The following is a 22,901-nucleotide window of genomic DNA, read 5'->3' on the forward strand; positions in this document are numbered from 1 at the left end:
CCGCCCCGGAAACGCCGCAGGGGCGGCACCCCTCCGAAGAAGGGTGCCGCCCCTGCGGACAGCGGACGGTGATCCGCCCGTCCCGCCGCGTACGACGGAACGGGTCAGGGATCAGAAGTCCATGTCACCGCCGGGCATGCCGCCCGGAGCGCCCGCCGCGGCGGCCTTCTCCGGCTTGTCGGCGATGACGGCCTCGGTGGTGAGGAACAGCGCGGCGATGGAGGCGGCGTTCTGCAGCGCGGAACGGGTCACCTTCGCCGGGTCGATGATGCCCTCGGCGATCATGTCGACGTACTCGCCGGTGGCGGCGTTCAGACCGTGACCGACGGTCAGGTTGCGCACCTTCTCCACGACAACGCCGCCCTCAAGGCCGCCGTTGACGGAGATCTGCTTCAGCGGGGCCTCCAGGGCCAGCTTCACAGCGGCGGCACCGGTGGCCTCGTCGCCCTCCAGCTCCAGCTTCTCGAAGACGCTGGAAGCCTGGAGCAGGGCGACGCCACCACCGGCGACGATGCCCTCCTCGACGGCCGCCTTCGCGTTGCGCACGGCGTCCTCGATGCGGTGCTTGCGCTCCTTCAGCTCGACCTCGGTCGCGGCACCGGCCTTGATGACCGCAACACCGCCGGCGAGCTTCGCCAGGCGCTCCTGCAGCTTCTCGCGGTCGTAGTCGCTGTCCGAGTTCTCGATCTCGGCGCGGATCTGGTTGACGCGGCCCTGAACCTGCTCGCTGTCACCGGCACCGTCGACGATGGTGGTCTCGTCCTTGGTGATGACGACCTTGCGGGCGCGGCCCAGCAGGTCGAGACCGGCGTTCTCCAGCTTGAGGCCGACCTCCTCGGAGATGACGGTGCCACCGGTGAGGATGGCGATGTCGCCGAGCATGGCCTTGCGGCGGTCACCGAAGCCCGGAGCCTTGACGGCGACGGACTTGAAAGTGCCACGGATCTTGTTGACGACCAGGGTCGACAGGGCCTCGCCCTCGACGTCCTCGGCGATGATCAGCAGCGGCTTGCCGGACTGCATGACCTTCTCCAGGAGCGGCAGCAGGTCCTTCACGTTGCCGATCTTGGAGTTGACGATCAGGATGTACGGGTCGTCGAGCGACGCCTCCATACGCTCCATGTCGGTGGCGAAGTACGCCGAGATGTAGCCCTTGTCGAAGCGCATACCCTCGGTGAGCTCCAGCTCCAGACCGAAGGTCTGGGACTCCTCGACGGTGATGACGCCTTCCTTGCCGACCTTGTCCATGGCCTCGGCGATCAGCTCGCCGATCTGGGTGTCGGCGGCGGAGATGGAGGCGGTCGAAGCGATCTGCTCCTTGGTCTCCACGTCCTTGGCCTGCTCCAGCAGGGCGGCGGAGACGGCCTCGACGGCGGTCTCGATGCCCCGCTTGAGGGCCATCGGGTTGGCACCGGCGGCGACGTTACGGAGGCCCTCGCGGACCAGCGCCTGGGCCAGGACGGTCGCGGTCGTCGTGCCGTCACCGGCGACGTCGTCCGTCTTCTTCGCGACCTCCTTGACCAGCTCGGCGCCGATCTTCTCGTACGGGTCCTCCAGCTCGATCTCCTTGGCGATGGACACACCATCGTTGGTGATCGTGGGGGCGCCCCACTTCTTCTCAAGGACGACGTTGCGACCCTTGGGGCCGAGGGTCACCTTGACGGCGTCGGCGAGCTGGTTCATACCGCGCTCAAGGCCGCGCCGCGCCTCCTCGTCGAACGCGATGATCTTGGCCATGTGAAGTGGTCCTCCCAGGACGAAGGGGGCACCTCCCGCGCCTTTGGGGCGTGGAGGCTCTTTCCTCCGGACCGCGCTGGCGCCCGCGACGGACGGCCCACCGTTGGAGCGGTTCCTTCCCGCCCCGCCTGCGGACCTCACCGACGGTCCAAAACTGTCACTCTCACTCGGAGAGTGCTAACGCAATGATTAGCACTCGACCCCATCGAGTGCAAGCGCCCTCCGCGAGGAGGGCTCGTTGAGGGGCGGCCGGACGTCGGTGCTCCCCCGCCGCTCCTCGCCCCGAACCCGCAGGTCCCGCACGCGCGCACGCAGGAGGCCCGCACCCCCTGCGGGGTGCGGGCCTCCTTGACGCGCAGTCGGTCGGCGCTCAGCCGGCCGCCAACTTGACCATGTCGGCCTGCGGCCCCTTCTGGCCCTGCGAGATCTCGAAATCGACCCGCTGACCCTCCTCAAGGGTGCGGTAGCCGTCCATCTGGATCGCGCTGTAGTGGACGAAAACATCCGCACCACCGTCGACCGCGATGAAGCCGTACCCCTTCTCCGCGTTGAACCACTTGACGGTGCCCTGAGCCATGCCTAACTCCCCTATTACTGGCCCTTCGCAGGACCGCACTCCGCGGACCCGGGTCAGACCTCACCCCGCGAATGGCCCGTGGGGTGTGCGCCGGAACGCGTCGACCGCCGCCGAATGTATCCGCACCGGTGCCCAGCGCAACAGGTCAATCGGACGAGAATTCTGACGGTGCGAGAAGTGGCGATATGCGCAGAACTGCCATTATTCCCGGGCAACTCGGGCCGGGCATAAGGAACTTAGGGCGCAAATACCGCACACACTTTGCACACAACTCATCGCGATCCCGGGGCGTTCAGAAGGCCGCCACACCGCGCTCGACGAGCAGAAGAAGGGGATCGACGGAATGGTATCGCGTTTTGCAGGACCCTTTCACAACGCGGAATCGCCCCGTCCGGATATCCGGACGGGGCGATTATCGGTCAGCAGGAGAAAGGAATGGCGAGAACCATTCGCCACCCGGGCGGGCGGCTCCCCGACTCCGGTGCGGGCGTCAGCAGCCCCCGGCCACCGCCGGGATGATCGAGATGCCCGCGCCGTCCGGCGTCGGCGTCTGAAGACCCTGCTCGAAGCGGACGTCGTCGTCGTTGACGTAGACGTTCACGAAGCGCCGCAGCTTGCCCGCGTCGTCCAGCACCCGGGCGGCGATGCCCTGGTGGTTCTTCTCCAGGTCGGTGATGACCTCGGAGAGCGTCGCGCCCTCGGCGCTGACCTCGGACACGCCGCCGGTGTACGTACGGAGGATGGTGGGGATGCGGACCTTGACGCTCATGGGTTCTGCCTTCCAACGACTGCGGATACGTCTGCGGAACCGGCCGCCGCGCCCCGGGCGGGGCGGCGGCGGACGGACCGGATCGGCCGATTTCCGGCCGGGGGAGCGACCGGGACTCAGCCGGCCAGACCGGCCGAGCGGAACGCGTCCAGGCTCGGGCGGATGGTGGCCGTGGGGCCGGAGGTCGGAGCGACGGCGTCAAGCGTCTTGAGGCCGTCGCCGGTGTTGAGGATGACGGTGGACAGGGCCGGGTCGAGCAGACCCGCTTCGAGCAGCTTCTTGGTGACGCCGACGGTCACACCGCCCGCGGTCTCCGCGAAGATCCCCTCCGTCCGCGCCAGCAGCTTGATCGCGTCCACGACCTGCTCGTCGTCGACATCCTCCACCGCGCCGCCCGTACGGCGCGCGATGTCGAGGACGTACGGCCCGTCGGCCGGGTTGCCGATCGCCAGGGACTTGGCGATGGTGTCCGGCTTCTGCGGGCGGACCACGTCGTGGCCTGCCTTGAACGCGGTCGAGACTGGGGAGCAGCCCTCGGCCTGGGCGCCGTAGATCTTGTAGGGCCGGTCCTCGACGAGGCCGAGGGCGATCAGCTCCTTCAGCCCCTTGTCGATCTTGGTTAGCTGGGAGCCGGAGGCCACCGGGATGACGATCTGGTCCGGCAGCCGCCAGCCGAGCTGTTCGCAGATCTCGTACGCCAGCGTCTTGGAACCCTCGCCGTAATAGGGGCGGAGGTTGACGTTGACGAAGCCCCAGCCCTCGCCGAGCGGGTCACCGATCAGCTCGGAACAGAAGCGGTTGACGTCGTCGTAGTTGCCCTCGATGCCGACGAGGTCGCCGCCGTAGACCGCGGCCATGACGACCTTGCCCGCCTCCAGGTCGTGCGGGATGAAGACGCAGGAGCGGAACCCGGCGCGGCGGGCGGCGGCGCCGACGGCACCGGCGAGGTTGCCGGTCGAGGAGCAGGAGAGGGTGGTGAAGCCGAAGGCGCGCGCCGCCTCGACCGCGATGGCGACGACCCGGTCCTTGAAGGAGTGCGTCGGGTTGCCGGAGTCGTCCTTGACGTAGAGGCCGCCGGTGACGCCCAGCTCACGGGCGAGATTGTCGGCCTTGACGAGCTTGGTGAAGCCGGGGTTGAGATTCGGCTTCTCGGCCACGTCCGTGGGGACGGGCAGCAGCGGTGCGTACCGCCAGATGTTGTGGGGACCGGCCTCGATCTGCTTCCGCAACGCCTCCGGGTCACCACTCGGCAGGTCGTAGGCCACCTCCAGCGGACCGAAGCAGGTCGCGCAGGCGAAGATCGGGCCGAGCGGGAAGCGCTCGCCGCATTCGCGACAGGAGAGGCCGACGGCGGCACCGAGAGTGACGGAGGGAGCGTTTTCGGTGACTTCAACAGTTTGCGCAGCCATGGAGGCGAGGCCCTTTCTCCTCATCTTCCTCGCGGCGCATCTCGCCACGAGACGGATTTGGCACCTTCCCTAGCCGGGAGCCTCGCGCCGCGTGATGCGGTCGAGACCGGCTGGAGGGTTGCCGGGGCTTCAACGGGCCGTGTCCCTCTGCCCCTCTGGATGAGCGGTATGGCGCTGGGAAAACCCAGGCGTTTGTGGTGCGGTGACCCCGACATGCGACGGTCATCCGCGTTGTTCAAGACTGTAACCGACGGCACTGACAGTAGAGATAGTCGTCCGAACCGCGAGATGGATCACATGCGCCGCCGAGACGGCGCACACCGAGGAGTCGTAGACGTGCTGGAAGAGGTGGAGCGCTGGCTGGGACGTCGCTCCTGGTCCGCGACCGACCGACCGCTGACGCAGCTGCTGGAGGCCAAACGGCTCAGTGGCCGCACGGTCAGCGTCGTACTGCCCGCGCTCGACGAGGAGGCGACGGTCGGCACGATCGTCGCCGCCGTCCGCGCCGCCCTGATGACCGAGGAGGTGCCGCTCGTCGACGAACTGGTGGTGCTCGATTCCGGGTCCACGGACCGGACGGCCGAGGTCGCGGCGGCGGCGGGGGCGCGGGTGGTGGCGCGGGACAGCATCCTGCCGCGGCTGCCTGCGGTGCCCGGCAAGGGTGAGGTGCTGTGGCGGTCGCTGCTGGTCACCCGCGGGGACATCGTCTGCTTCGTCGACGCGGACCTGCGGGAGTTCTCCCCGACCTTCGTCTCCGGGATCGTCGGGCCGCTGCTGACCGACCCGGACGTGCAGTTCGTCAAGGCGATGTACGACCGGCCGCTGGAGACCGGCGGCGCGCCCGGGGGCGGGCCGGGTCAGGGCGGTCGGGTCACCGAACTGGTCGCCCGCCCGCTGCTCAACCTGCACTGGCCGCAGCTGGCCGGGTTCGTGCAGCCGCTGGGCGGGGAGTACGCGGCGCGCCGCTCGCTGCTGGAGCGGCTGCCGTTCCCGGTCGGCTACGGCGTGGAGCTGGGGCTGCTGGTCGACGCGTTGCACACGGTCGGTCTGGACGCGCTCGCCCAGGTGGACGTGGGGGTCCGCAAGCATCGCCACCAGGACGGTCAGGCGCTGGGCCGGATGGCCGCGGCGATCTACCGGACCGCCCAACTCCGGCTGGCGCGCGGGCACTTGGTGCGGCCGAGGCTGACCCAGTTCGTGCGCGGCGAGAACGGCTTCGTCCCCCGTACGAGCGATGTCGACACCGAGGAGCGGCCTCCGATGGCGGACGTCCCGGAGTACACGGCGAGCCGGGCGGCCTGAGAGATCGGGCGCGCTCACCCGGTGGAGCGGTGGGCGTCCCTCCCTTGGCCTCATTCGTACGTGTGCGCCGATCCGGTGCGGGCTAGGGTCGCGGCATGGCCTCCGAACACAGCGGTACCACCCCTGCCCGGACGCCCGCCGCGGGGCGCGGCGCCGAGGTGCTCGTCGCGTCCAACCGTGGCCCGGTCGCGTACACCGTCGGCGCGGACGGCGCGCTGACCGCGAAGCGGGGCGGTGGCGGGCTGGTCTCGGGACTGTCGGCGATCGGCCCGGAGACGGAAGCGGTGTGGGTGTGCGCGGCGCTCGGCGACGGTGACCGGGAGGCGGTGCGGCGGGCGGACGGGGAGCTTCCGGCGGCCGACACCGGTGGACAGCGCGTCCGGATGCTGGACATTCCGGCGGAGGTGCATGCCGCCGCCTACAACGGCATCGCCAACTCGGTCCTCTGGTTCGTCCACCACATGCTCTACCAGACGCCGCTGGAGCCGTCGTTCGACACGGAATTCCGGGAGCGGTGGGCGGCTTACGAGGCGTACAACGCGGCGTTCGCGGAGGCGCTGGACCGGGCGGCGGCGCCGGGCGCGGCGGTGCTGATCCAGGACTACCACCTGGCGCTGGCCCCGGGGATGCTCCGCGAGCGCCGCCCCGACCTGCGGATCGGGCACTTCTCGCACACGCCGTGGGCGCCGCCGGAGTACTTCGCGCTGCTGCCCGACGACATCCGGGAGCGGCTGCTCCGGGGGATGCTCGGCGCGGACCGGGCGGGCTTTCTGACGCGGCGGTGGGCGGCGGCGTTCGTGGCGTGCTGCACGGCCACGCTGGAGACCCGGTGCGCCGTCCACCATTCGGACGGCGAGGCGCCGCATGTGGTCACCGCGCCGCCGGGGCAGGAGCCGCACACCACCCAAATCGGGGTGCACGGGCTGGGCGCCGACGCGGAGTTCCTGCGGGAGCGGGCGCACCGTCCGGACGTCGACGAGCGGCTGACGGCGCTGCGCGCGCAGATCGGCGGCGGGGCGGGTCCGGAGCGGCGGCGCACGATCGTGCGGGTGGACCGCACCGAGCTGTCGAAGAACATCGTCCGCGGGCTGCACGCCTACCGCCGTCTGCTGGCCGACCGCCCGGAGTGGCGCGAGCGCGTCGTCCACCTCGCGTTCGCCTACCCCTCCCGGCAGGATCTGGCCGTCTACCGCGACTACACCGCGGAGGTGCGGCGGGTCGCCGAGGAGATCAACGCGGCGTACGGCACACCCGGTTGGCAGCCGGTGGTGCTGCACGTCAAGGACGATTTCGCGCGGTCGCTGGCCGCGTACCGCCTCGCGGACGTGGCCCTCGTCAACCCCATCCGGGACGGGATGAACCTCGTCGCCAAGGAGGTCCCGGTGGTCTCCGACGCCGGGTGCGCGCTGGTGCTGTCGCGGGAGGCGGGCGCCCACGAGGAGTTGGGCGAGGACGCGCTGAGCGTCAATCCGTACGACATCAACGCGACGGCGGACGCACTGCACGCGGCGCTGTCGATGCCCGAGGAGGAACGCGTGGGCCGCTGCGCCCGGTTGGCGGACGCGGCGACGGCGCTGCCGCCGGCCCGCTGGTTCACGGAACAGCTGACGGCGCTGCGGGGCTGAGGGCGGGCCCGGCGGCCGGGTCGCGGGGCGCGCCGGGGATCATGAGGGGCCGCCGAACGGTGTGCGTCCACCGGCCCCGAGGAGTCCGATGTCCGCCGAACGCCCTGCCGCCGACCTGCCGTTCCTCCCCGACGGCGACGTTCCGCCGCCGCGCCGCGGACGGATCGTCTTCCTCAACGGGACGTCCAGTTCCGGCAAGTCGAGCATCGCGCGGGAGCTGCTGGCGATCCTGGACGAGCCCGCGTTCCATCTGCCCGTGGACGCCTTCCATGCGATGCGCTCCCGCCGCGAGATCGCCCCGGAGGCGCTGGGGACGGTGCTGCGGCGGACCTGGATGGGGTTTCACCGGGCGGTCGCGGGCATGGCGGCGGGCGGCAACGACGTGGTCGTCGACCATGTGCTGAGCGAGGAGTGGCGGCTGCGGGACTGTCTGGATCTGTTCCCCGCCGAGGATGTCGTCCTGATCGGCGTCCACTGCACGCTGGAGGAGCTGGAGCGCCGCGAACAGGCCCGCGGCGACCGCCCGGCGGGCCTCGCCGCCCGCCAGTTCGCCCAGGTCCATGCGCACGGGATCTACGACCTGACCTGCGACACGACGGCCACCCCGGCGGCGGAGTGCGCCCGGCTGATCAAGGAGTTCCTGCCGCTGCGGCCGGTGCCGACGGCGTTCCAGCGGCTGGCGGCGGCGGGCTGACGGGGCGGGCCCGGCGCCCCCGTCAGCCCGCCGTCCCGTCACTCCGTCAGCCGGTCCGCGAGCGCGTCCAGGAGGGCGACGACCCCGGTGGGCCCGTCGACCACCAGATCGGCGCGGGCGGCGAGTTCGGGGACCTCGGTGCTGCCGCTGCACACCAGCAGGCCGGTGCGGCGCGGCGTCCCGGGGGCCGAGCGGAGGCGGTCGACGGCGTCGAAGGCGGCGAGGTCCCCCAGGTCGTCACCGGCGTAGACGACCGTACGGGCGCCGGTTCCGCGGAGCCAGGCGGTGAGCGCGACGCCCTTGTCGACGCCGGGCGGGCGCAGCTCCAGGACGTAGCGACCCGGTTCGACGAGGAGTCCGTGGCAGGTGGCGAGGGCGGTCAGGGGGGCGCGCAGGGCGTCGAGTGCGCCCTGCGGGTCGGGGGCGCGCCGGGTGTGGACGGCGAGGGCGCGGCCGCCCTTGTGCTCGACGGCGGCGGCGGTCCAGGGGCCGTGCCAGACGCCGGACGCGGCGAGGGCGTCCGGGAGTTCGGCCTCGGCGGCGGCGACGGCGGGCGGCGGTCCGTCGGCGTGCAGGGCGCCCGTCGCCGCCTCCCAGCGCTCGGCGCCGTAGTGGCCGAGGACGGTGAGGCGGTCCAGCCCCGGGGCGCCGTCGACCCCGGCCAGCCGGACGGCGACGGCGGCGGGCCGCCCGGTGATCACTGCGGCGGCGCGCAACCGGGGCACCAGCCGCCCCAGCGCCCGCGCGGCCCCGGGGTGCGCGCGGGCCGCCTCCGGGTCGTCGACGATCTCCGCGAGCGTCCCGTCGAAGTCGACGGCGAGCGCGGCGTCCCCCGGCGCGGCCAGCAGCGCGGCGAGCGCGTCCCGGCCCGCCGCGGTACGGGGCACGGGAAGGCCGGGGCGCGGCGGCGGACCGGCGGCGGGCGCGTGGCCCGTGGCGGGGCCGGTGACAGGGGGGTGACCGGCGCCCGGCTGCGGGCCCGGCGAGGATGCGGCGTCCGGGGAACTGCCCATGGGGCGAGGGTACCGGGGGCGGGGGCGCGGTGTACGGGCGGGAAAGCGCCCGCGTCGAGGGCCCGCCGCTCAGCAGCGCCCGCGTCGGGGTCCGCCGCTCAGCGCCGTCCCCGCCGGGCCGCCCGTCGCCGCAGGAGGCGGTTGACGGTGCCCGCGTCGTGGCGGAGCGCGCGCGGGTCGTCGAGGAGGGCGTTGAGGAGTTGGTAGTAGCGCGTCGGGGAGAGGCCGAGGCGCTCGCGGATGTGGCGCTCCTTGGGGCCGGAGGCGGGCCAGGAACGGCGCTCCACGGCGAGCACCGCCTTGTCCAGGGCGGAGAGTTCACCGGGGGCGCCGGTCTCGGGGGCGCCGGTCTCGGGGGCGCCGGTCTCGGGGGCGCCGGTCTCGGGGGCGCCGGTCTCGGGGGCGCCGTCCGGGGCGGGCACCCCGGGGGCGCCGTCCGTGGGGGCGGCAGCCGGGTGGCCGTCGGCTGGGGCGGGCGCCTCCGTACCGTTGTCCGGAAGCCCCGGGTCCGTACCGTCCTCGCCGCGCGTCGTCACGCCTCCCACGATAAGCCCCTGGTCGGACAATCAGGCGGGGCCGGAGCCGGGCCGGAAGCGGCACCGGACCGGCCCCGGGCTCAGCTCCCGGCCGTGTCCGCCGCGTCGGCGGTGTTCTGGAGGTCGGCGAGGGTGCTGGACGGGTCACCCTTGGGGCCGACCGCCGCGCCCATCTGCGACTTGACGGACTTGGCGACCTCCGGCCACGACGTCTTGTTCGCCGGGTAGAACTGCGCGTCGCGCAGCGGGCCGACGAAGTCCTGGAGATGGCCGAAGCGGTGGTCGCCCGCCATCTTCTGCGCGCCCGAGGTGGTGACCGGCAGCAGGCCGAAGTCGCGGGAGAAGCTCAGCACGTTGGCGTCGTCGTAGACGTAGTCGAGGAACTTCCCCGCCTGTGCGCGGTGGCCGTTCTGCTTGAACGCCATCATCCAGTCGGAGACCCCCAGCGTCGAGGTGGCCGGGCCCTTCCGGCCGGGCAGGTCGGCGGTGCCGTAGTCGATGCCCTTCGCCTCCGCCTGCTTGATCAGCGCCGGGTGGCCGTTGAGCATGCCGACATCGCCGTCGGCGAACCCGGCGAAGGCGTCCGCGCGGTTGAGGCCGGCCGGGTCGCCGCCGGTCAGCCCCTTGCCGACGAGTTCGTCGCGCAGCCAGGTGAAGGTCTTGACGTTGGCGGGCGAGTCGATCGCGTACTTGCCGATCTCGTCGGTGTAGCCGCCGCCCCCGCTGATCAGCCAGTTCAACGTCTCGGCCTGGGTCTCCTCGGGGCCGAGCGGCAGCGCGTACGGCGTCTTCACGCCCCGCTTCTTCAGCAGTTCGGCGTCCTCGGCGACATCGTCCCAGGACTTCGGCGCCTCGGTGATGCCCGCCTCGGCGAAGAGCTTCTTGTTGTAGAAGAGGCGGCGGGTGCTGGCGGCGAAGGGGATGCCGTACTGCACCCGGCCCACCTCGCCCGCCTCGGCGAGCGCGGGCTGGAGGTCGGCCTGGACGGGGATGGAGAGCAGTTCGTCGGCGCTGTAGAGCTTGCCGTCGGCGGCGTAGTCCACATACGCGCCGATCTGCGCCAGGTCGGGCGCCTGCCCCTTCCGGACCAGGTCGGCGACCTTCTTGTCGACCTCCTTCCAGCTGTAGACATCGACGTCGATCTTGATGTCGGGGTGCTTTTTCTCGAACGCGCGGGTCAGCTCGGACCAGTACTGCCGGGAGCCGGGCCCGGAGCCGTCGCCGTAGTCCGCGGCGACGAGCTTGAGGGTGACCTGCCCCTGGCCCCCGCCGCAGCCGCTCAACGTGAGGGTCAGGGCGGCGACGATTCCCGCCGCCGCCAGGCTCGTGTACCGCCGCTGCACTGCTGTTACCGCCCTTGTCCGGATAGATGGTGGTACCGGGTCCGCGTGCGGCATCGGGGGTCGCCCTGCGCCGCCACGGCGGTACGCGCCGGAGCACGCACCGTATGAGGTCTGCACCACAGTCCCTGCCGAAGCCCGGGCGCCACGGATCTCCGCAGGTCACCACGGGGTTACGGCGTAAGAACCATGGGGTGGCACCAAGGATAAGGGCAGGCCGTGTCGCGAGTGGACTAGACCTTTAGGTCCGGCTCGCGCGAAACTGTCCCCGTGAGACACGTCATCGCCCTTGATGTGGGCGGCACCGGAATGAAGGCCGCCCTCGCGGGGGCGGACGGGACCCTGCTCTACGAGGCGCGCCGCCCCACCGGCCGCGAGCGTGGCACCGATGCCGTGGTCGAGGCCGTCCTCGGCTTCGCCGCGGAGCTGCGCGACATCGGCCGGGCCCGCTTCGGCACGCCCGCGGCCGCCGCGGGCGTCGCGGTCCCCGGCATCGTCGACGAACAGAACGGCATCGCCGCCTACTCCGCCAACCTCGGCTGGCGCGATCTGCCGCTGCGCGACCTGCTCTCGCAGCGGCTCGGCGGCGTCCCGGTCGCCCTCGGCCACGACGTCCGCACCGGCGGGCTCGCCGAGGGCCGGATCGGCGCCGGACGCGACGCCGGACGCTTCCTCTTCGTCCCCCTGGGCACCGGCATCGCGGGCGCCATCGGCATCGAGGGCCGTATCGAGGCCGGTGCGCACGGCAGCGCCGGGGAGATCGGCCACATCGTCGTACGGCCCGGCGGGCGGCTCTGCGGCTGCGGGCAGCACGGCTGTCTGGAGACGGTGGCGTCCGCCGCCGCGGTCGGCCGCGCCTGGGCCGAGGCGTGCGGCGATCCGGCGGCGGGCGCGGCGGACGCGGCGAAGGCCGTGGAGTCCGGCGATCCGCGCGCCGCCGCGGTGTGGCAGGAGGCGGTGGACGCCCTCGCCGACGGCCTGGTCACCGGCCTCACCCTGCTCGACCCGCAGACGCTGATCATCGGCGGCGGGCTCGCGGAGGCGGGCGACACGCTCTTCGTGCCGCTGCGCGAGGCGGTCGCCGCACGGGTGACGTTCCAGCGGCTGCCCTCGATCGTCCCGGCGGCTCTGGGGGACGCCGCCGGCTGCCTGGGCGCGGGTCTCCTCGCCTGGGATCTTCTCTCCACGGAGGTTTCCGCCTGATGGCACAGCAACAATCCGCGGGCCGTACCGGCGACCGGCGCACCGTCCTGACCGGCGCCCGGGTCGCCACTCCGTCCGGCGTCGTCGAGGACGGCCGGATCACCGTCGCGGACGGCCGTATCGCCGAGGTGTCCGGCGGCCCCGCCCCGGACGGCCCCGGCGCTGCCACGGCGGACCACACCGATCTGACGGGCCATCTCGTCGTGCCCGGCTTCATCGACATGCATGTGCACGGCGGGGGCGGCGGCTCCTTCTCCTCCGCGGACCCCGAGGAGTGCCTGCGGGTCGTCGCGGCGCACCGCGCCCACGGCACCACCTCGATGATCGGCTCCACCGTCACCGGCGACCTCGACGACCTCGCCCGGCAGGCGGCGGTCCTCGCCGAACTGGCCGAACAGGGCGATCTGGTCGGCATCCACTTCGAGGGCCCGTTCATCTCCCCGCACCGCTGCGGCGCCCACCAGCCCGAGCTGCTGCGCGACCCGGACCCGGCCGACGTCCGCAAGCTCGTCGCCGCCGGACGCGGCCGCGCGAAGATGATGACCGTCGCCCCCGAACTCCCCGGCGGTCTGGACTCCGTACGGCTGCTCGCCGACTCCGGCGTCCTCGCCGCCGTCGGCCACACCGACTCGACGTACGACGCCACCCGCGACGCCATCGACGCGGGCGCCACCGTCGCCACCCACCTCTTCAACGCGATGCCCACCCTGGCCCACCGCGCGCCGGGGCCGGTCCTGGCGCTGCTGGAGGACGAGCGGGTCACCGTCGAGCTGATCAACGACGGCACCCATCTGCACCCGGCCGTCCTCCAGATGGCCTTCCGGGACGCGGGCGCCGGGCGGGTCGCGTTCATCACCGACGCGATGGGCGCGGCGGGCATGTCCGACGGGATGTACCACCTCGGCCCGATGGGCGTGAGCGTCACCGACGGTGTCGCCCGGATCGCCGACGGCCCCACCGCGGGCTCCATCGCCGGGTCCACCCTCACCCTCGACCGCGCGTTCCGCCGCGCCCTGACCGTCGACGGGCTGACGGTCGGCCAGGCCGTACAGGCCCTTTCGGCCAATCCCGCACGGCTGCTGGGTCTCGACGACCGCACCGGTTCGCTGACCGCCGGGAAGGACGCCGACCTGGTCGTCCTGGACGCCGGGTACGAGGTCGTGGGCGTGATGCGGCACGGCGCGTGGGTGGTCCGCCCGACCGGCGTCTGACCCGCCGCGACACCGGACCGCCGCCCCTCGCGCCCCCCCCCCCGGACGGCGGTCCGGCCACGGGTGGGCGGCGGCCCGGCGACGGCCCCGGGTCTGGGCCAACCGCCGCGGTCGATGGCATGATCGCTCGCGCACTTGTCCGTACGCGGCCGCCCGGGGGCGGTTGCCGGTCCGGTGGCCGCCGCGGTGGCCGCCCGGGCCACCACCGCCCGGCGACCGGCCGACCGGGCCCGGCGCGGGAGGGAAACATGATCCTCACGGTCACGCTCAACGCCGCCCTCGACCTGACCTACCGGGTGCCGCGTCTGACCCCGCACGCCACCCACCGCGTCACCGACGTGGCCGAACGCCCCGGCGGCAAAGGACTGAACGTGTCGCGGGTGCTGGCCGCGCTCGGCCACCCCACCGTCGCCACCGGGTTCGCCGGGGGCGGCACCGGGGACGCGCTGCGCGCCCTGCTGACCCAGGAGAGCGAGGTCACCGACGCGCTGGTGCCGGTGGGCGGCGCCACCCGCCGCACCGTCGCCGTCGTCGACGCCGCCTCCGGCGACACCACCCAGCTCAACGAACCGGGCCCGGTCGTCTCCCCCGCCGAATGGCACACCTTCCTCGGCACCTACCGCGAGCTGCTCGCCGACGCCCGGGCGGTGGCGCTCTGCGGCAGCCTGCCACCGGGCGTCCCGGTCGACGTCTACGCCCGGCTGGCCCGCGCCGCCCGCACCGCCGGGGTGCCGGTCCTGCTGGACACCAGCGGCGAACCGCTCCGCCGCGGGCTCGCCGCCCGCCCCGACCTCGCCAAACCCAACGCCGACGAACTCGCCGCGCTCACCGGCACCACCGAACCGCTGCGCGCCGCCCGCGAGGCCCGCCGCCGCGGCGCCCACTCCGTCGTCGCCTCACTGGGCGCGGAGGGGATGCTCGCGGTCACCGCCGACGGCGCCTGGCAGGCCACCCCGCCGCGCCGGATCCCCGGGAACCCGACGGGCGCCGGTGACTCCGCGGTGGCGGGCCTGCTCTCCGGCCTCGTCGAAGGCTTGTCATGGCCCGATCGCCTCGCCCGCGCGGTCGCGCTCTCCGCGGCGACGGTACGCGCCGCGACCGCCGGGGAGTTCGACGCGGCGACCTACACCGAGCTGCTGCCGGAGGTGGCGGTGGCGGAACTCCCCGTCCCGTCGACGCCCGGCCGCTGACCGGCTCGGGCCCCGGGAAAAGCGCTGGTCAGTGCAGCGGCTTCAGCCAGAGCTGGTCGATGTTGACGTCACACTTGTTGCCGTCCTCGCAGGAGAGCATGACGGTGTTGGTGCCCTTGTTGAGGTTCACCTGCTGCCAGGTGTTCTGCCAGCCCTTGTCCCAGGCGCCTTCTTCGGAACCCTTGAAGTTCCCCATGTTGATCGGCCGGTCGTCCCGCTTGCCGTTGACCGTCACCGTGAGGTTCTGGTCCTTACCGGGAATGCCGTACTGGACCCACATCTTGTACGAATCGGCCTTCTCGACGTTCAGCGTCCACGTCGCCGACGCGCCGGGGTTGTTCATCCCGGCCACGTAGACGCCGCCGGCCGACTGCGCCCCCGGGATGTCCTTGGAGGTGGTGGCACCACCGGCGAGCTTCAGGCTGCCCGCGTCGTCCTTGGGCAGCGGCGCCTCGCTGGGCTTATCGGCGGGCTTCTTCTCCGGCTCCGTGGACGCGCTCACCGACTCGCTCGGCTGCGCCGTGTCCTCGGTCCCCTTCTTGTCGGAGTTGTTCAGCATCGCGACGCCGATCGCTATGCACACCACACCCACCACGGCGACCGCGCCGATCAGCAGACCCTTGTGGTTGCGCTGCGGCGGCGCGGGCGGCGCGGCCTGCGGACGGCTCCGGTCACCGCCGGGCAGCGTCTCCGGCGCCGCGTAGGAGGCGTTCTGCCGACCGTAGCCGGGCTGCTGGGACGCGCCGCCGTACTGCCGCTCACCGACCGCGCGGACCTGGTTGTACGAGGTCCGTGGCACGCCCTGCTGCCGGGTCGCGCCGTCGCCGCCCGCGCCCTCCTCGCCGCCCTCGGAGCGGTAGAGGTACCCGAACGGGTCATCGTTACCCGGCGTGTCCGAGCCCGTGTTGCCGGCCGTCATTGCGTGTCACTCCCCAGCGATCTGTATCGCGTCCGGATGCCCGCGCGGTCCCCCGCGCGCATCTGCACTTTGAGCCCCCGGCGGCGCCGCGCCGCATCGGCGCAGCCTACCCCGTCCGCACCACGCCACGCCGGGCCTGTTCAGGGCACAAGATCACTACGGATCGGTGAACGCCGGGTACGCCCGCCCACAGCCCGGCAGCGGCGACCCCGGGGCGCCCACGGGCCCGCCGGACGCCGTCCGGGCGGCCCCGCACCGGGCCGCCGCCGTGCCCCGGGAGTCATCCGGCCCGGCGGTTCGCCTTCGCCCGGGACCGCTTCTCGACGTACATCCGCTGGTCGGCGGATTGCAGCACCTCTTCGGCGGTCATCCCGCACCCGGCCCAGCTGATGCCGAAGCTGGCGCCGACCCGTACCGCGCGGCCGTCCACCCGGATCGGCGGGATGATCGCATTCCGCAGCCGGACGGCGAGATCCTGGGCGTCGGCGGTGCCCAGACCGTCGGCGAGGACCACGAACTCGTCACCGCCGAGCCGGGCGACCGTGTCGCCGTCCCGGACGCCGCTGGTCAGCCGCCGGGCGACCTCGATGAGCACCGCGTCGCCCGTGTGGTGACCGAACCGGTCGTTGATCGACTTGAAGCCGTCGAGGTCGCAGAAGAGCACCGCGAGCCCCTTGGAGCCGTCGTCCGCGGGCCCGTCCGAGGGCGCGACGGTGTGCACATGGTGGTCGTACGGCAGCGCCCCGCCGACGCTGCGCTCCATGCCCTCCAGCCCCTCGTACGGCTCCAGGCCCTCCGCCGGATACGCGGTCGGGTCGCCGACCCCGGCGAAGACGGCGGCGGAGACCGCGTAGGCGTCGGCGGCGTCGCCCGGCGCCCGCCCGCACAGCCGGGCGCTGAGGCGGGCGCGCAGCTCGGCGCTGTTGGGCAGACCGGTGAGCGCGTCGTGGCTGGCGCGGTGGGCGAGCTGCAGCTCGTGCCGCTTGCGCTCCTCGATGTCCTCGACGTGGGTGAGCAGGAACCGCGGCCCGTCGGCGGTGTCGGCGACGACGGAGTTCCGCAGCGAGACCCAGATGTAGGAGCCGTCCCGCCGGGCCAGCCGCAGCTCCGCGCGGCCCCCCTCGGCGGAGGTGCGCAGCAGGGTGCCGATGTCCTCGGGGTGGACGAGGTCGGAGAAGGAGTAGCGGCGCATCGCGGACGCCGGGCGGCCGAGCAGCCGACAGAGCGCGTCGTTGGTCCGCAACAGCCGTCCGTGCTGGTCACCGCCCATCTCGGCGACGGCCATCCCGCTGGGCGCGTACTCGAAGGCCTGCCGGAAGGACTCCTCGCTGGCGCGCAGCGCCTGCTGCTCGCGCTCCAGCCGGACCAGCGCCCGCTGCATGTTGGCCCGCAGCCGGGAGTTGCTGATCGCTATGGCGGACTGGAACGCGTACATCTGGAGCGCCTCGACGCTCCAGGAGTTGGGGCGGCGGCCGTTGCGCGGGCGGTCCACGGAGATCACGCCGAGCAGTTCGCCCTTGCCGTCGGGCGAGGTGTGCATGGGGGCGAAGAGGCGGTCCCTGGGGTGCCAGTCGCCGTTGAAGCTGGGGTCGGGCCCGGCGGTGTGCCACTGGGGGACGTCGTCGTCGTCCAGCACCCAGCCGTCGGTGTAGGGCACGAAGCACAGCGTGCCCCAGCGCTCGCCCATGGAGAGCCGCCGCTCCCAGGAATCCCGCGAGCCGACCCGCCCGGCCATCAACGCCTCGGCGCCCGCGCTCCCGGCGACCGCGGCCACCACGAGATCACCGTCCGGCCGTACGAGATTGACCGCGGCCAGCTCGAAACCGAGCCCGTTGATCACCCCGTCCGCGACGGTCTGCAAGGTGTCCGCCAGGCTACGAGCGGTGTTCAGCTCGGCGACCACCTTGTGCAGCTGCCGCAAGGTCGTCAGGCGGACGTACGGCTCCGACTCGGCCTCCATCGCTCGCTCTCCCTGAGACCTCGACAGCAACTCCACACTTCTTTGTCGTCCGTTTCCACGGCCACTGAATCACAGTGAGCTGCCCACTCGGTACACAGGGTCAACAATTACCGCGTGCTGTGACTCAAGTCACAAGCTGTGACGTGTAGTTGAGGCCCGCCGAGGGAAACGGGGAATCCCGGCTTCCAGGGTTTCTGAACGCAAATTCCGCGAAGCCCTTTCGAACGGGCCTCCTCGTCCGCCAGACCTAGGACGCGGGTGGTCCCGGGGCCCGATGCGCATCCGTACCGGGCGACGCTAGCGTTCATGGCGTGTTCACGAAAAGCCCCACCGCCGCAGCTGCCGACCTCCCCGCCCCCACCGCTCCCCACCCCACCGTCAGCCTCGCATCCGCACCGGAGGGCGCTTCGGTCCCGCATTCTGGTGGGGTGAGCAACGACGAGTTCCGCGCCGCCCTGTCCCGCCTCGCCGCCGGCGTGGTGCTCATCACCGCGCACGATCCCGACAGCGGCGCCCACGGCGAAGCCGTCGGCATGACCGCCACCGCGTTCGTCTCGGTGTCCCTGGATCCGCCGCTGGTGATGGTGAGCGTTCGCAACGACTCCCGGATGGACGACCTGTTGGCGCAACAGCCCCTCTGGGCCGTTTCGGTCCTGTCGGAGGCGCAGCGCCACATTGCGGGACGGTTCGCGATGAAGGGCCGCATCAGCGACCGACTGCTCTTCGAGGACATTCCCCACACAATCGGCGAAGCGACCGGCGCCCCGCTCGTCGACGGCGCCCTCGCGAATCTGGAGTGCCGCACCGAACAGCGCGTCACGGCGGGCGACCACACGCTCGTCATCGGCCGCGTGCTGACCGCCACCACCCCCGCCGAGGACGACGGCCCGCTGTCCTACTTCCGCGGGAAGTACCGGCACCTGGGCTGACGCCGGACGCGCTCCGGGCCGGTCAGTCCCAGCCGCGCCCGGAACGCCCCTTCTTGACGTCACCGCGCTGCTTCTTCTCCCGCAGCCGCCGCTCGTTGACGCCGCGGGGGACGCGCGCCTTCCGCCGCTGCTTGGGCGGCGGCGCGGTCGCCTCGGCGAGCAGCGAGGCGAGCCGTACGGCGGCGGTCTCGCGGTTGCGCCACTGGGAGCGGTGGTCGGAGGCGCGTACGGAGAGCACGCCGTCGGTCAGCCGGTGCGCCAGCCGCTCCAGGGCGCGCTCCTTCCACACCTCGGGCAGCGCCTGCGTCCGGCCGAGGTCGAAACGGAGCTCCACCTGGCTGTCGCTGGTGTTGACGTGCTGGCCGCCCGGGCCCGAGGACCGCGAGAAACGCCAGACGAGTTCGGCTTCGGGGAGAACGACCGCACCGCGGATGACATGGGGTCCGGACATGCCCCCATGGTCCCGCGTTCCGCGCCGCCGGTCACCCGCATTTCGCCACGGGCCGCACCGGACGGCCTCCGGCGCGCCGCCCGGGCCCGCCGGAAACCGACCGCAAAGAAAGTAAAGGGAGCTGGAACCTCGCGGCCCCTCGCTTGCGTTGAGTGAGGAAACGGTAGCTTCGCGCACCGCGCGGAGCGCGCTCGCGTTCACGAGGGAAAGGGACATTCCGATGGCTGTAAGCCTGTCCAAGGGCGGCAACGTCTCGCTCACCAAGGAGGCACCCGGTCTCACCGCCGTCACGGTCGGCCTCGGCTGGGACGTCCGCACCACCACCGGCACCGACTTCGACCTCGACGCCAGCGCCATCGCGGTCAACACGTCCGGCAAGGTCTACTCCGACGCCCACTTCGTCTTCTTCAACAACAAGGCGACGCCGGACCAGTCCATCGTCCACACCGGCGACAACACCACCGGTCAGGGCGAGGGCGACGACGAGTCCATCAACGTCAACCTCGCCGCGCTGCCCGCCGACATCGACAAGATCGTCTTCCCGGTCTCGATCTACGACGCCGAGAGCCGCAGCCAGAACTTCGGTCAGGTGCGCAACGCCTACATCCGCATCGTCAACCAGGCCGGTGGCTCCGAGGTCGCCCGTTACGACCTGAGCGAGGACGCCGCCACCGAGACCGCCATGGTCTTCGGCGAGCTGTACCGCAACGGCGCCGACTGGAAGTTCCGCGCCGTGGGCCAGGGCTACGCCTCGGGCCTGGCCGGTATCGCCCAGGACTTCGGCGTCAACGTCTGACATGCCGAACGGCGGCGGGCCGGGACCGCAGGGATCCGGCCCGCCGCCCCGCCCGGCCCCCGAGGGCCCGAGCGGTTCGACCGCCGGGCACCGGGCGGCGGTTCACGCCCTCGGCCCGGGCCGCCCCGAGGACGCCGCGACGCTCGCCCGGATGCAGTTCGCCGCCTGGCTGGAGACCTATCCGGGCGCGGCCCCGGGGATCGACGAGCAGTGGATCCGGGAACACCGCGGCGAGTTGCTGACGGAGGAGGGGGCCGCCGGGTGGCGCGCCTTCCTCGGCCAGGTGTCGGACCGCCCGCGGAGCGCCTTCTGCCAGGTCGCCCGCGCGCCCGAGGGCGCCTTGACCGCCGTGCTGTGCGGTCTGCGCGAGGCGGCCGAACCCACGGCAGGGACGGCGGCGCACCCGCTCCCGCCCGGCCCGCCGCCGGAGATTGTCACGCTCGGGCCGATGTACGTACTGCGCCGGGCGCAGGGCCTGGGGATCGGCAGCCGTCTGATGGACGCCTTTCTCGCCTGGGCCGGTGAGGTGCCGATACGCCTCTGGGTGACGGCCTCCAACGAGGGCGCCATCCGCTTCTACCGCCGCCACGGCTTCACCCCGACCGGCGAATGCCATCTCTGGCGCGACCGCCTGCCCAACATCCGGATGGTCCGGGACGGCGGGGGCTGACCGCCTCCCGTACCGGGACCGCCGCCTCTTCTCCCGTCCGCCCTACGCGGCCGCGGGCCTGCGGTGGGCGGGCGTCCGCGCGGGTGGCGCCGGTGCCGTTCCGTCGTTCGGGGCGCCTTCCGGTGTGGCCGCGCGGACGACGGCTTCCATCGACAGGCCGAGCGTGTCGGCCAGCGCGGCGATCGTGAAGAACGCGGGCGTCGGCACCCGCCCGGTCTCGATCTTCCGCAGCGTCTCGGCCGACAGTCCGGCCACCGCCGCGACCTCGACCATGCTGCGCTCGCCGCGCGCCGCCCGCAGCAGCGCGCCGAGCCGCTCGCCGCGCTCGCGTTCCCAGGGAGTCAGTGGAGTCCGCACCATGGACGTGATACTAATACCGGTAATCCAATACCGGTAAAAAAATACCGCTCCGGTGTCGCTCCGCCGTGCGCCGCCCCGCCCGGGAACGGGTCACGCCGGACGCACCCCCGGCCCCGCCCCGGGTGCGTCCGGCAGGTCACGGCGGCGGTTCCGGTACGCGAACTCCCTGAAAGGCACCACCATGATCGAGCTCAAAACCGATGCCGCACTGGACGCGATGCGCGTGGCCGGACGGGTCGTCGCCGAGGCGCTGGCCGCCGCCCGCGCGGCCGCCGCCCCCGGCGTACGGGTGCGGGAACTGGACGAGGCGGCCCGCACCGTCCTGCACGAGGCCGGGGCCACCTCCCCCTTCCTCGGCTACCGGCCCTCCTTCGCCCCGACCCCGTTCCCCGCCGTGATCTGCGCCTCCGTCAACGACGCGATCGTGCACGGCATCCCGGACGACACCCGGCTGCGCGACGGCGATGTGGTCGGCATCGACTGCGGCGCCCTCGTCGACGGCTGGGCGGGCGACGCCGCCGTCAGCTTCGCCGTCGGCACGGCGCGCCCCGGGGACCAACTGCTGCTCGACACCACCCGCCGGGCCCTCGAAGCGGGCATCGCCGCCGCGGTGACCGGCGCCCGGATCGGCGACATCTCCCACGCCATCGGCAGCATCGGCCGGGCCGCCGGTTACGGCATCCTGGACGGCTTCGGCGGCCACGGCATCGGCCGTCAGATGCACGAGGACCCGGGCGTCCCCAACGAAGGGCGCCCCGGCCGCGGCTTCCCCCTCCGCCACGGTCTGGTCCTCGCCATCGAGCCGATGTTCCACGCCGGTGGCAAGGACACCTTCGTCACCGACCCCGACGGCTGGACCCTCCGCACCGAGGACGGCAGCCGCGCCGCCCACTTCGAACACACCGTGGCGATCACGGAGGACGGCCCGCGCATCCTGACGCTGCCGTAGCCCGCGCGACGGCGCCCGCCGCGGGCGCCCGTCCCCTTCCGGCCATGACACCATCGACAGCGTGATCGACCTCGGCTACTCGCTCTCCCGCCGCTTCCCGGACCCGCCCCAGACGGACTACCGGACGGCGGACGTCCACACCCTGCGGCACGACCTCTTCTGCGGTGACGTCTACCTCGCCGACACCCGGGAGGACCGTGAGGTCTCCACGGCGTGGGGCTGGGTGCCGGTGCTCGACTTCGCCTGGGCGCTCTGCGACATCGTCGAGCAGCTGGACTCCGATCCGCGGGGCAACAGGTCGGCCCGGCCGGTCCACGCCGAGCTGGACTTCACCGAGTCCGCCGACCGGATGCTCTTCGAGCGGCGCTTCGGCTGGGTGGAGGTGACCGCCGACTGGATGACGACGGACGAACCGCCGCTCGTCCTCAACCACGGCGCGCTCCGCCGCGAGGCCCGCGACTTCCTGCACGACCTGATCGCCGACCTCGGCGACCTGCACGACGGCTTCGCCGACAACCCCGCCGTCTGGGCCCTTCAGGCCCGCTTCCCCCGCGTCTGACCCGACCGGGGCTCGCAACAAAGGCCGCCCGTACGTCCCTCACTCCGTGAGGCGTGCGGCCCAGGGGTGCGGCAGCCCGTACGTGCGGGTGAGCGCGGCGGCGAGCCAGCGCCGCTGCGGGGCGGTGAGAACGGGCAGGACGGCGCGGAAGTCCGTCTCGTCCTTCGGGCGCGGGGCCTGGGCCTTGTAGTAGAGCTGCACCTCGGGGGTGAGGAACGGGATGCCGTCCGCGGACGGCGGTGCGCCGGTCAGCGCGTCGAGGGGCCTGCGGACGCCGGGGTCGCGGCGGGAGGTCCACTCCTCGCCGCGGGACTCGTCCAGCATCACCTGGAGACGCCAGGGTGCCCGCGGGCCCGGACGGCACCAGATGTCGTGCACGGCGGCGGGCAGGACCTCACCGGGCCGCCACGGGCGCAGCCGTCCCGGCGGATCGGCGGCCCACCACTCCCAGTCCGGCAGGGCCCGCTGCACCACCAGCTGATCGCGCCGCAGCAGCAGGACGTCCAGGTCGGCGTGGTCGCGGAAGCGGCGGCCCACCGCCCGCTCGATCGCGATCCCTCCGGCCACCCACCAGCGGCAGCCGTGACCGTCGAACGCGGCGGCCGCCTCGGCGGGCGGGGCGGGGTCCCAGCGGGTCAGGTCGGCGGGGGTGGGGGGAGCTTCGTCTCCGTTGATGTCTCTCTCCCTCCCCCTCCCCCGCGC

The 22,901-nt window shown here is 72.8% G+C and carries 23 protein-coding genes and 1 riboswitch; of the genes, 11 read left to right on the plus strand and 12 right to left on the minus strand.

Going from position 1 to position 22,901, the window contains the following annotated elements; genetic code table 11:
* Window positions 1-111: 111 nt before the first annotated feature.
* The 4 genes from groL to thrC form a co-directional block, all read right to left on the minus strand.
* Entirely contained in the window at window positions 112-1,737 is a 1,626-nt protein-coding gene (gene groL / locus IF23_RS0120880; protein WP_030285850.1) for a chaperonin GroEL, read from the minus strand.
* A 370-nt stretch (window positions 1,738-2,107) separates the two neighbouring features.
* The gene (locus IF23_RS0120885; RefSeq protein WP_030285851.1) at window positions 2,108-2,314 is read right to left on the minus strand and encodes a cold-shock protein; all 207 of its coding nucleotides are present in this window, start codon (window positions 2,312-2,314) and stop codon (window positions 2,108-2,110) included.
* Between the two features lie 490 nt (window positions 2,315-2,804).
* On the minus strand, window positions 2,805-3,083 hold the full coding sequence (locus IF23_RS0120890) for a MoaD/ThiS family protein (protein WP_030285853.1): 279 nt from the start codon (window positions 3,081-3,083) through the stop codon (window positions 2,805-2,807).
* 116 nt (window positions 3,084-3,199) lie between these two features.
* Window positions 3,200-4,492 carry a threonine synthase gene (gene thrC / locus IF23_RS0120895; RefSeq protein ID WP_030285855.1) on the minus strand — a complete coding sequence of 431 codons (1,293 nt, stop codon included), beginning with the start codon at window positions 4,490-4,492 and terminating at the stop codon, window positions 3,200-3,202.
* Window positions 4,493-4,509: 17 nt separating this feature from the next.
* Window positions 4,510-4,658, minus strand: a riboswitch (SAM riboswitch).
* A 170-nt stretch (window positions 4,659-4,828) separates the two neighbouring features.
* On the opposite strand from thrC, the gene IF23_RS0120900 reads away from it, so the two are divergent.
* The 3 genes from IF23_RS0120900 to IF23_RS0120910 all read left to right on the plus strand — a co-directional run bounded on the left by IF23_RS0120900 (window position 4,829) and on the right by IF23_RS0120910 (window position 8,113).
* The gene (locus IF23_RS0120900; protein WP_030285857.1) at window positions 4,829-5,794 is read left to right on the plus strand and encodes a glucosyl-3-phosphoglycerate synthase; all 966 of its coding nucleotides are present in this window, start codon (window positions 4,829-4,831) and stop codon (window positions 5,792-5,794) included.
* 95 nt (window positions 5,795-5,889) lie between these two features.
* Entirely contained in the window at window positions 5,890-7,419 is a 1,530-nt protein-coding gene (locus IF23_RS0120905) for an alpha,alpha-trehalose-phosphate synthase (UDP-forming) (RefSeq protein ID WP_051739758.1), read from the plus strand.
* Window positions 7,420-7,507: 88 nt separating this feature from the next.
* Window positions 7,508-8,113: a chloramphenicol phosphotransferase CPT family protein gene (locus IF23_RS0120910; RefSeq protein ID WP_037678918.1), complete on the plus strand. Its 606-nt coding sequence runs from the start codon at window positions 7,508-7,510 to the stop codon at window positions 8,111-8,113.
* 38 nt (window positions 8,114-8,151) lie between these two features.
* Here IF23_RS0120910 and otsB read toward each other — a convergent pair whose 3' ends face one another.
* From otsB to IF23_RS0120925, 3 genes are all read right to left on the minus strand, one after another.
* Window positions 8,152-9,126 (minus strand): trehalose-phosphatase, encoded by a 975-nt coding sequence (gene otsB, locus IF23_RS0120915; protein ID WP_078654132.1) that lies wholly within the window; start codon window positions 9,124-9,126, stop codon window positions 8,152-8,154.
* A gap of 98 nt (window positions 9,127-9,224) precedes the next feature.
* On the minus strand, window positions 9,225-9,548 hold the full coding sequence (locus tag IF23_RS0120920) for a DUF3263 domain-containing protein (protein ID WP_030285864.1): 324 nt from the start codon (window positions 9,546-9,548) through the stop codon (window positions 9,225-9,227).
* Window positions 9,549-9,742: 194 nt separating this feature from the next.
* Entirely contained in the window at window positions 9,743-11,005 is a 1,263-nt protein-coding gene (locus IF23_RS0120925) for an extracellular solute-binding protein (protein ID WP_030285867.1), read from the minus strand.
* 267 nt (window positions 11,006-11,272) lie between these two features.
* Between IF23_RS0120925 and IF23_RS0120930 the strand changes: the two genes are divergently transcribed.
* From IF23_RS0120930 to pfkB, 3 genes are all read left to right on the plus strand, one after another.
* Window positions 11,273-12,205, plus strand: a complete 933-nt coding sequence (locus tag IF23_RS0120930) for an ROK family protein (protein WP_030285869.1) — start codon at window positions 11,273-11,275, stop codon at window positions 12,203-12,205.
* Complete coding sequence (gene nagA / locus IF23_RS0120935) at window positions 12,205-13,416, plus strand: N-acetylglucosamine-6-phosphate deacetylase (protein ID WP_030285870.1); 1,212 nt, start codon at window positions 12,205-12,207, stop codon at window positions 13,414-13,416. The genes IF23_RS0120930 and nagA overlap by 1 nt, the downstream gene beginning before the upstream one ends.
* Window positions 13,417-13,664: 248 nt before the next feature.
* Entirely contained in the window at window positions 13,665-14,606 is a 942-nt protein-coding gene (gene pfkB / locus IF23_RS0120940; protein ID WP_030285872.1) for a 1-phosphofructokinase, read from the plus strand.
* A gap of 28 nt (window positions 14,607-14,634) precedes the next feature.
* Here pfkB and IF23_RS0120945 read toward each other — a convergent pair whose 3' ends face one another.
* Together IF23_RS0120945 and cdgB are read right to left on the minus strand one after the other, a co-directional pair.
* Entirely contained in the window at window positions 14,635-15,525 is an 891-nt protein-coding gene (locus IF23_RS0120945; protein WP_030285874.1) for a carbohydrate-binding protein, read from the minus strand.
* A gap of 280 nt (window positions 15,526-15,805) precedes the next feature.
* Window positions 15,806-17,485: a diguanylate cyclase CdgB gene (cdgB, locus tag IF23_RS0120950; RefSeq protein ID WP_030285876.1), complete on the minus strand. Its 1,680-nt coding sequence runs from the start codon at window positions 17,483-17,485 to the stop codon at window positions 15,806-15,808.
* Window positions 17,486-17,913: 428 nt separating this feature from the next.
* Here cdgB and IF23_RS0120955 point away from each other — a divergent pair, with 428 nt between their 5' ends.
* Complete coding sequence (locus IF23_RS0120955) at window positions 17,914-18,414, plus strand: flavin reductase family protein (RefSeq protein WP_030285878.1); 501 nt, start codon at window positions 17,914-17,916, stop codon at window positions 18,412-18,414.
* 22 nt (window positions 18,415-18,436) lie between these two features.
* Here IF23_RS0120955 and arfB read toward each other — a convergent pair whose 3' ends face one another.
* Complete coding sequence (gene arfB / locus IF23_RS0120960; protein WP_030285880.1) at window positions 18,437-18,865, minus strand: alternative ribosome rescue aminoacyl-tRNA hydrolase ArfB; 429 nt, start codon at window positions 18,863-18,865, stop codon at window positions 18,437-18,439.
* 220 nt (window positions 18,866-19,085) lie between these two features.
* On the opposite strand from arfB, the gene IF23_RS0120965 reads away from it, so the two are divergent.
* The gene (locus IF23_RS0120965; protein WP_030285882.1) at window positions 19,086-19,661 is read left to right on the plus strand and encodes a TerD family protein; all 576 of its coding nucleotides are present in this window, start codon (window positions 19,086-19,088) and stop codon (window positions 19,659-19,661) included.
* A 1-nt stretch (window position 19,662) separates the two neighbouring features.
* Entirely contained in the window at window positions 19,663-20,331 is a 669-nt protein-coding gene (locus IF23_RS32210; RefSeq protein WP_051739760.1) for a GNAT family N-acetyltransferase, read from the plus strand.
* Window positions 20,332-20,373: 42 nt separating this feature from the next.
* Here IF23_RS32210 and IF23_RS0120975 read toward each other — a convergent pair whose 3' ends face one another.
* Window positions 20,374-20,691, minus strand: a complete 318-nt coding sequence (locus IF23_RS0120975; RefSeq protein ID WP_051739761.1) for a helix-turn-helix domain-containing protein — start codon at window positions 20,689-20,691, stop codon at window positions 20,374-20,376.
* Between the two features lie 181 nt (window positions 20,692-20,872).
* Here IF23_RS0120975 and map point away from each other — a divergent pair, with 181 nt between their 5' ends.
* Window positions 20,873-21,640: a type I methionyl aminopeptidase gene (map, locus tag IF23_RS0120980; protein WP_030285888.1), complete on the plus strand. Its 768-nt coding sequence runs from the start codon at window positions 20,873-20,875 to the stop codon at window positions 21,638-21,640.
* Window positions 21,641-21,701: 61 nt separating this feature from the next.
* The gene (locus IF23_RS0120985; protein WP_030285890.1) at window positions 21,702-22,199 is read left to right on the plus strand and encodes a hypothetical protein; all 498 of its coding nucleotides are present in this window, start codon (window positions 21,702-21,704) and stop codon (window positions 22,197-22,199) included.
* A gap of 39 nt (window positions 22,200-22,238) precedes the next feature.
* On the opposite strand, the gene IF23_RS0120990 is transcribed toward IF23_RS0120985, so the two are convergent.
* A complete protein-coding gene (locus IF23_RS0120990; RefSeq protein WP_425423860.1) occupies window positions 22,239-22,874 on the minus strand; it encodes a nucleotidyltransferase domain-containing protein in 636 nt (211 codons plus the stop codon).
* Window positions 22,875-22,901: the final 27 nt, after the last annotated feature.

The sequence above is a fragment of the Streptomyces catenulae genome (genome assembly GCF_000718015.1).
GTDB lineage: Bacteria > Actinomycetota > Actinomycetes > Streptomycetales > Streptomycetaceae > Streptomyces > Streptomyces catenulae.